The sequence below is a fragment of the Photorhabdus akhurstii genome, from assembly GCF_018448925.1.
In the GTDB taxonomy this organism is placed as follows: Bacteria; Pseudomonadota; Gammaproteobacteria; order Enterobacterales; family Enterobacteriaceae; genus Photorhabdus; species Photorhabdus akhurstii.
Map to the genome: position 1 here is coordinate 1 of NZ_RCWE01000049.1, position 6330 is coordinate 6330.

General features: G+C 53.9%; 7 protein-coding genes and 1 pseudogene. 5 read left to right on the forward strand and 3 right to left on the reverse strand.

Translation table 11 applies throughout. The features are described 5' to 3' along the window. Together EAE93_RS23235 and EAE93_RS23240 are read left to right on the forward strand one after the other, a co-directional pair. Positions 1–441, forward strand: a pseudogene (locus EAE93_RS23235) (HNH endonuclease); the annotation flags it as partial. Between the two features lies 1 nt (position 442). Next, positions 443–922 (forward strand): hypothetical protein, encoded by a 480-nt coding sequence (locus EAE93_RS23240; protein WP_214040663.1) that lies wholly within the window; start codon positions 443–445, stop codon positions 920–922. A 45-nt stretch (positions 923–967) separates the two neighbouring features. On the opposite strand, the gene EAE93_RS23245 is transcribed toward EAE93_RS23240, so the two are convergent. The 3 genes from EAE93_RS23245 to EAE93_RS23255 all read right to left on the reverse strand — a co-directional run bounded on the left by EAE93_RS23245 (position 968) and on the right by EAE93_RS23255 (position 1911). Next, the gene (locus EAE93_RS23245) at positions 968–1165 is read right to left on the reverse strand and encodes a DUF7706 family protein (protein WP_133813210.1); all 198 of its coding nucleotides are present in this window, start codon (positions 1163–1165) and stop codon (positions 968–970) included. 14 nt (positions 1166–1179) lie between these two features. Next, positions 1180–1500: a SymE family type I addiction module toxin gene (locus tag EAE93_RS23250; RefSeq protein ID WP_214040664.1), complete on the reverse strand. Its 321-nt coding sequence runs from the start codon at positions 1498–1500 to the stop codon at positions 1180–1182. A 78-nt stretch (positions 1501–1578) separates the two neighbouring features. Then, the gene (locus EAE93_RS23255; RefSeq protein WP_132347894.1) at positions 1579–1911 is read right to left on the reverse strand and encodes a helix-turn-helix domain-containing protein; all 333 of its coding nucleotides are present in this window, start codon (positions 1909–1911) and stop codon (positions 1579–1581) included. Between the two features lie 136 nt (positions 1912–2047). Between EAE93_RS23255 and EAE93_RS23260 the strand changes: the two genes are divergently transcribed. From EAE93_RS23260 to xerC, 3 genes are read left to right on the forward strand one after another with little or no spacing between them, the layout of a single operon-like run. Further along, positions 2048–4750 (forward strand): CHC2 zinc finger domain-containing protein, encoded by a 2703-nt coding sequence (locus EAE93_RS23260; protein WP_214040665.1) that lies wholly within the window; start codon positions 2048–2050, stop codon positions 4748–4750. A gap of 10 nt (positions 4751–4760) precedes the next feature. Then, positions 4761–4937 (forward strand): hypothetical protein, encoded by a 177-nt coding sequence (locus EAE93_RS23265; protein WP_214040666.1) that lies wholly within the window; start codon positions 4761–4763, stop codon positions 4935–4937. Between the two features lie 33 nt (positions 4938–4970). After that, complete coding sequence (xerC, locus tag EAE93_RS23270) at positions 4971–5996, forward strand: site-specific tyrosine recombinase XerC (RefSeq protein ID WP_214040667.1); 1026 nt, start codon at positions 4971–4973, stop codon at positions 5994–5996. The last annotated feature ends 334 nt before the right edge of the window (positions 5997–6330 follow it).

A 6330-nucleotide genomic window follows, 5' to 3' on the forward strand; every position in this document is an offset into this window, starting at 1 on the left:
GACCCGTTAGGATTAGCGGGATGTCCTCTCATTGATCAAATTGTTAATGATGCAAATAAAGTTGCATCGCCGGGCGGACATATAACGGCTAAACAAGCAGAAATATTAAGGGGTAACTCACCTGTTATTCAAAGGCGCAGTGCAGCTCAAAATAGATTTGCAAGAAAAGAATTTGAGAAGACTCAGAAGTATTTAATGAAGCAATGGGAAGCTAATACAGGCAGGAAATGGCCTGCTGGGGCAACCCCTCACCATATCATTCCATTAGAAAGTGGAGGAGCCAATAAATGGTGGAATTTAATGCCAACTCATGGAAAATTACCTAATCATTCACTCCCCGGAATACCTGGCCCACATGCAGCAGGAGGAGTTCTTCGCACTACGATCCAACAAGGAAGAAAAGTTCTTCCTCCGGGCACGATAACTGACTTGAGATTGTAATATGGTTGATACTAATGAAGAGTTAGAAAAAATTGAGAAGGCGAATTTTTTCTCTAATATGGGATTGTTTGATCTTCATGATGAAAAGATTATTCTCATTGAGAACGTCGAAAAGGTATTTATTAATCCCTCTGATATTGAATTTCAAGGATATTATAAAAATACTGAATGGCTTCCAACGTCACCAACTCAAGAAGATCCATTTTATAACAAACAAGACAATCCTAAAGATCTCATAGAGATCAGGATGAAAATAAATAAAGCTGTGATGAATGCGACAAAAGGGCTAGATAAAAGTAAATTTATATCTAAACCACATGATTTTCATCAGGCCGCACGGAATGCCATATGCTATGCGTTTAGGCAGTATATGACTGAAAAATATTTCAATCTTGGCAGTCAATGGGAAAGCATAGTGAATATATATTATTCAGGACATTGGCCTGTCGGGATCTCTAAAGAAAGAGTAATCGTGATTTAATAAAAAAGCCGGAAAGATCCCATGATCTTCCGGCTTTCTTCATTCTTACCGTGGTGAATACCCATGATACGCCAGTGCTGACTGGAGCCGCCCTATCGCGGCCTTGATAACCCAGGCTTCCGTGTCATCAACCGCACAGGCCCGTATCTCTGCCCAGCTCAACCGCTTAACCAGTTGCGCCAGTGCCATTGCTTCGTCATGGCTCAGGTGCACTTCCTTTAGCTGCTCAATCCCTGCTCTCATGCTATTCCCCTCCCTTAAACAGTTTTGTAGTCGCCAATGAGTTCGCGCATGCGGAGTTTGATATCACTGAGTTGCTCCTGCTGGCGCTGGTACTGTTGCCGGATGGTGTGGGTGTTGTCACTGTCCGGTATCAGCACCAGACAACCATTCATCACTTTCACCGTTAAAGTACCGCCAATATCAAAGCCTGCGGCCTTAAGCCATTGACCTTTCAGGTGTATCGCAGGGGGTGCTTTAGCCTTGTCGTTTTGCGGCACGTATCCCACGGTGTAATAACGTTCTGTTTTCGCTGCTTTATTTACAGCGACTTCTGCCTTAGAATGCGTCTTAGCCATAATTAACTACCTCGCATAGTTGCTTGTGGTTAGCGGCTGTATCGTGTTGCAACCACGGTAGAGCCGCGTTAAATCAGGTCAGCCCAATAACCGTTTTGCCTGATGTTTTAAAATCATTGCATCCAGAACCGAGGTCACAGAGCGTTGCTCCTCCTCGTCCATCTGTTTAACCGCCTCAAACTTTAGCTTAAGTTCGTCCTGCGGCTCCCGCTCGCCCTCCTCAAATATCAGCCAGTCGGCTGAAACATTAAACGTAACAGCAATACGTTTAAGAATGTCTAAAGAGGGTTGAGCCTCACCAGATTCATAGCGGCGAACTTGTGTCAGATGTATCCCCACCTTGTCAGCCATCTGTGGCTGAGTCAGTCCTTGTTGCTTACGCAGTTGCAGAAAACGGGCAGAAAAGCTCATCCAGAATGTTCCTTTATCAGTCGTGATGGCTTCCATTATCTCCCCCTGTTCTGAATAGACTTGACTAAATAACCTTTATAGGACATATAATAGTATCCATATAGAGCATTGACAAGGGTTTAAAAGGAACATTTTTATGGCACGCATCCCGGAAGCAGAATTACAGCACCTGAAAGCCGCCGCCTCCTTAGTGACCGTGGCGGAACAACAGGGACGAAAGTTGATTAAACACGGCAAAGACGATTACGTGGTGCTGTGTCCGTTTCATCAGGAGAAAACCCCGTCAATGGTGCTCAGCCCGAAAAAGAATCTGTATCACTGCTTCGGCTGTAATGCGGGCGGTTCGGTGCTGGACTGGGTGATGAAAACCGAAAGCTTAAGCCTGCGCCATGCGGCGGAGCGGTTGCGGGCTTTATTGGGCGAAAATCCGGCGGTCGAACCGCTGGTTGCGCCGTCTGAACCGACATTGCTGGCCGAAGATGAAGCCGGCCGGCAGGCGCTGCTGCATCGGGTGGTTGAGTTCTATCACCACACGTTGCTGAACGCGCCGGAGATGCAGGCGTATCTGACCCAGCGGCGACTCAATCACCCGGAGTTAGTCGCTCACTTCCGGCTGGGCTTTGCCAACCGCACACTGGGGTATCGCCTGCCGTCAAAGAAACTCAAACCGGGCGCTGAAATCCGGACGCGACTGCGGGCGGTAGGGCTGATGCGTGAATCGGGTCATGAACATTTTACCGGCTCGCTGGTTGTGCCGGTTATCGATCCTCAGGAGCAAATACAGGAAATCTACGGGCGTAAAATTGGTGACCACCTGCGGGTGGGTACGCCGTCGCATCTCTATCTGCCGGGTACGCATCGCGGAGTCTGGAATGAGGCGGCGCTGATGGCCTCGAAAAGCCTTATCTTGTGTGAATCGCTGATTGATGCGATGTCGTTCTGGGTCGCCGGTCATCGGAACGTGACCGCCGCTTACGGGGTCAACGGGGTGACGGCTGACCACTGGCAGGCGTTTGAGCGGCATGGCATCAAACAGGTGCTTATCGCCTTCGACAATGACAGTGCGGGCAATGAAACGGCGGTGAAACTGGCAGAGGCGCTGCTGGCAAAAGGTATCACCCCGCTGCGCGTGATGTTCCCGCCCGAAATGGATGCGAATGAGTATCTGTGTCAGGTGGCCGAGCCGGAAGCCGCCTTCGCCCTGTTGCTTGAGAGCGCGACGCCGATGTCAACCGCAGTGACAGCGCGCACGGAAGCGGAGGTATCCGCAGAAGCCGCCCCGCCTCCGGTTTTAGCCGCTGCTGTGGCGGCAGTACAAAACCCGACGCCCGGCCTTATCTGGGAAGCAGGGGCTGACGGGGAACTTAAGGTCTCGCTGGGCAGCCTGCGCTGGTGCGTTCGGGGGTTGTCTTCCGTGAAAGCGGGCGCGGTTGCCATGAAGCTCAATACGCAGGTCATTGATACCCAAAGCGGCGTGATGTTCCTGGATGGCGTTGACCTGATGAGCGCACGCAGCCGTCAGGGTTACGCGCGGATGGCCGCGGCTGAGCTGGGGCTGGCCGAGGGGGATATTCGCCGCGCGCTGGGGCAGATATTACTGGCGATTGAGCAGTGGCAGCAGCAGGGGGAAATGGGGACTGAGCAGAAAACGCCAGAAATGAACGACGCCGAGCGGTCCGCGGCGCTGGCGCTGCTGCAAGACCCGCAGCTGAGTGAGCGCATCACCGCGGACTTAGCCGCCTGTGGCGTGGTGGGGGAAAGCACCAACCTTCTGGCCGGTTACTTAGCTGCCGTCAGCCGCAAGCTGGAACGTCCGCTGGCCGTGCTGATACAGAGCAGCAGCGCTGCCGGGAAAAGTTCACTGATGGATGCCGTCCTCAATCTGATACCGGAAGAGGAACGACTGCAATACAGCGCCATGACCGGCCAGAGTCTGTTTTATCTGGGGGAAACCAATCTCCAGCATAAAATCTTAGCCATTGCCGAAGAGGAAGGGGTGCGGCAGGCCGCCTATGCGCTTAAGCTGTTGCAAAGCGACGGCGAACTGACCATTGCCAGCACGGGTAAAGACGATGCCAGCGGGAATCTGGTCACCAAACAGTACACAGTGAAAGGACCGGTAATGCTGATGCTCACCACCACCGCGATTGATGTCGATGAAGAGCTGTTAAATCGCTGTTTAGTCCTGACCGTGAACGAATCACGGGAACAGACCGAAGCTATCCATGCCTTGCAACGTCATAAGCAGACCCTTGAGGGCTTACTGGCGGAAAATGAAAAGGCGTATATCACCGAACTGCATCAGAACGCCCAGCGGCTGTTGCGCCCGCTCAATGTGGTTAACCCCTACGCCTCACAACTGACGTTCATGAGCGATAAAACCCGCACCCGGCGCGACCACATGAAATATCTCACCCTGATACAAAGTATCGCCCTGCTGTATCAGCACCAGCGCGAGGTGAAGACCGCGGAACACCGGGGCAAACGGCTTGAATATATCGAGGTGACCAAAGACGATATTAGCTTAGCAAACCGGCTGGCCCACGAGATATTAGGCCGCACACTGGATGAGATGCCGCCGCAGACGCGCAGGCTGTTGCTGCTGATACAAAACTGGGTCAGGGAAAGCGGGCAGCCGCGCCATGAAATGTTGTTTACCCGCAAAATGTTGCGTGATGCGGTGCAGTGGGGCGATACCCAGCTGAAAATCCATCTCTCACGGCTGGTTGAAATGGAGTACCTGCTGTTGCACCGGCGCGGGCTGACGTTCATCTACGAACTGCTGTTCGACGGAGAAGACAGCGACGCCGCCCACCTGAGCGGGCTGATAGTGCCCTGAATGGCGCAGTATGAAATCGCCCGGTCGGGATAAGGCGTTAAGCGGTCGCCTGCTGGTCGGTATCAGGTCGGCAAGCGGTCGGGTTACAAATATCAGCGCAAAGTCAGACACAGCAAGGCTTCACAGCAAAGCGGTCGGGTTCAGCAAAAAATTACTGTTCCGGCAGGACAGGATAAAAAAACCGTAGCATACCGACAGACCCCCCATTAAGAGGCAGACAATGGAAACACAACCTGTTTTTACCCTTGCGACCTTACGCCAGCAGCTTGAGGCGTATCTGGAAATCCAGACCGCCAGCGGGCACAGCACCCGAACGCCAGAAACCTACCGGGAATGGTTAACGCCGTTCGTCGACTGGTGCGAGATGCGGGCGGTCTACCATGCGCCGCAGGTCTCCCTGCCGTTGCTGGAGAGCTGGCAGCGTTATCTGCGCCGTTACCGCAAGGCAGACGGACAGCATTACGGCAATAACAGCCAGTTACAACGGCTCCGCGCCTTACGGGGATGGTTCCGCTGGTTATTGCAGCGTCACCATATCCTGTATAACCCGGCAGAAATGCTAATCCTGCCGAAAGAGGAGCAGCGGCTGCCCGCGCAGGTACTGAGTGACGCGGAGACTGAGCATGTGCTGACCAGCCTCGACACCCAGACGCCCCTCGGCCTGCGTAACCGCGCCATGCTGGAAGTGTTCTGGAATACCGGTATCCGGCGTACAGAACTGATTAATCTGAGACTCGGCGACATAGACCGCCATCGCGGGGTGGTGGTAGTGCGGCAGGGAAAAAACGGCCATGACCGGGTGGTGCCGATAGGAGAACGGGCGCTGGCGTGGCTGGAGCGGTATCTGGCCAGCGTGCGCCCGCAACTGGCCTATCGGTATGACAGCGGGCATATGTTCATCACCGTCAGAGGCAGACCGCTGGCACGCAACACCTTAACGCAAATCGCAGGGCGAACCATCCGGGAGCAGGCAAAACTCGACAAACCGGGGTCCTGCCACGTGTTCCGGCACACAATGGCAACGCAAATGCTGGAGAACGGCGCGGATACCCGGCATATCCAGGCGATACTGGGGCATAAGAAGCTGGAGACCACGCAAATTTACACGCGGGTTGCCATCGGACACCTCAAAGAAGTTCATCAACAGACGCACCCGGCAGAGCGGAAACCGAAGAAAAAGCAGACAACGCGGCCAGACGACAGGCCGGCGGATAACGCTAAGCCGGACAGCCCGAAGCTGGTCTGAACGTGCTGTGTTGCCGGACAATCTTAATGTTAGCCGGTTCCCTGTGAGCGCGTGGGGTGCAGTGCAAGGCAGACTGTGCGCGTCCCTGCGCACAGACTGCCTCCCTACCTCCGGCGTGCCCGGCGGTAAATGCCGGCCGCCCGGCGCTGAACTTCGGCGTTCTCTGTAACAATCGTTGCCGGTCAGCCGCCATTCAACATAATGTGACATTAAGCGAAATGGGCCTGAACGGCCCACAACGCTTAACAAAACATTATGTCGGCGCCGCCCACCCACGGGCGCTGCGCGGTCACCTTAACCCCGGTGAGCGGCTGGCCGCCGGGTGAGGCATCTT

What these genes read in the sequence shown, in the direction of transcription:
- EAE93_RS23240 (WP_214040663.1), top strand. Translation starts at nt 443, where the DNA reads ATGGTTGATACTAATGAAGAGTTAGAAAAAATTGAGAAGGCGAATTTT.
- EAE93_RS23245 (WP_133813210.1), bottom strand. Translation starts at nt 1,165, where the DNA reads ATGAGAGCAGGGATTGAGCAGCTAAAGGAAGTGCACCTGAGCCATGAC.
- EAE93_RS23250 (WP_214040664.1), bottom strand. Translation starts at nt 1,500, where the DNA reads ATGGCTAAGACGCATTCTAAGGCAGAAGTCGCTGTAAATAAAGCAGCG.
- EAE93_RS23255 (WP_132347894.1), bottom strand. Translation starts at nt 1,911, where the DNA reads ATGAGCTTTTCTGCCCGTTTTCTGCAACTGCGTAAGCAACAAGGACTG.
- EAE93_RS23260 (WP_214040665.1), top strand. Translation starts at nt 2,048, where the DNA reads ATGGCACGCATCCCGGAAGCAGAATTACAGCACCTGAAAGCCGCCGCC.
- EAE93_RS23265 (WP_214040666.1), top strand. Translation starts at nt 4,761, where the DNA reads ATGAAATCGCCCGGTCGGGATAAGGCGTTAAGCGGTCGCCTGCTGGTC.
- xerC (WP_214040667.1), top strand. Translation starts at nt 4,971, where the DNA reads ATGGAAACACAACCTGTTTTTACCCTTGCGACCTTACGCCAGCAGCTT.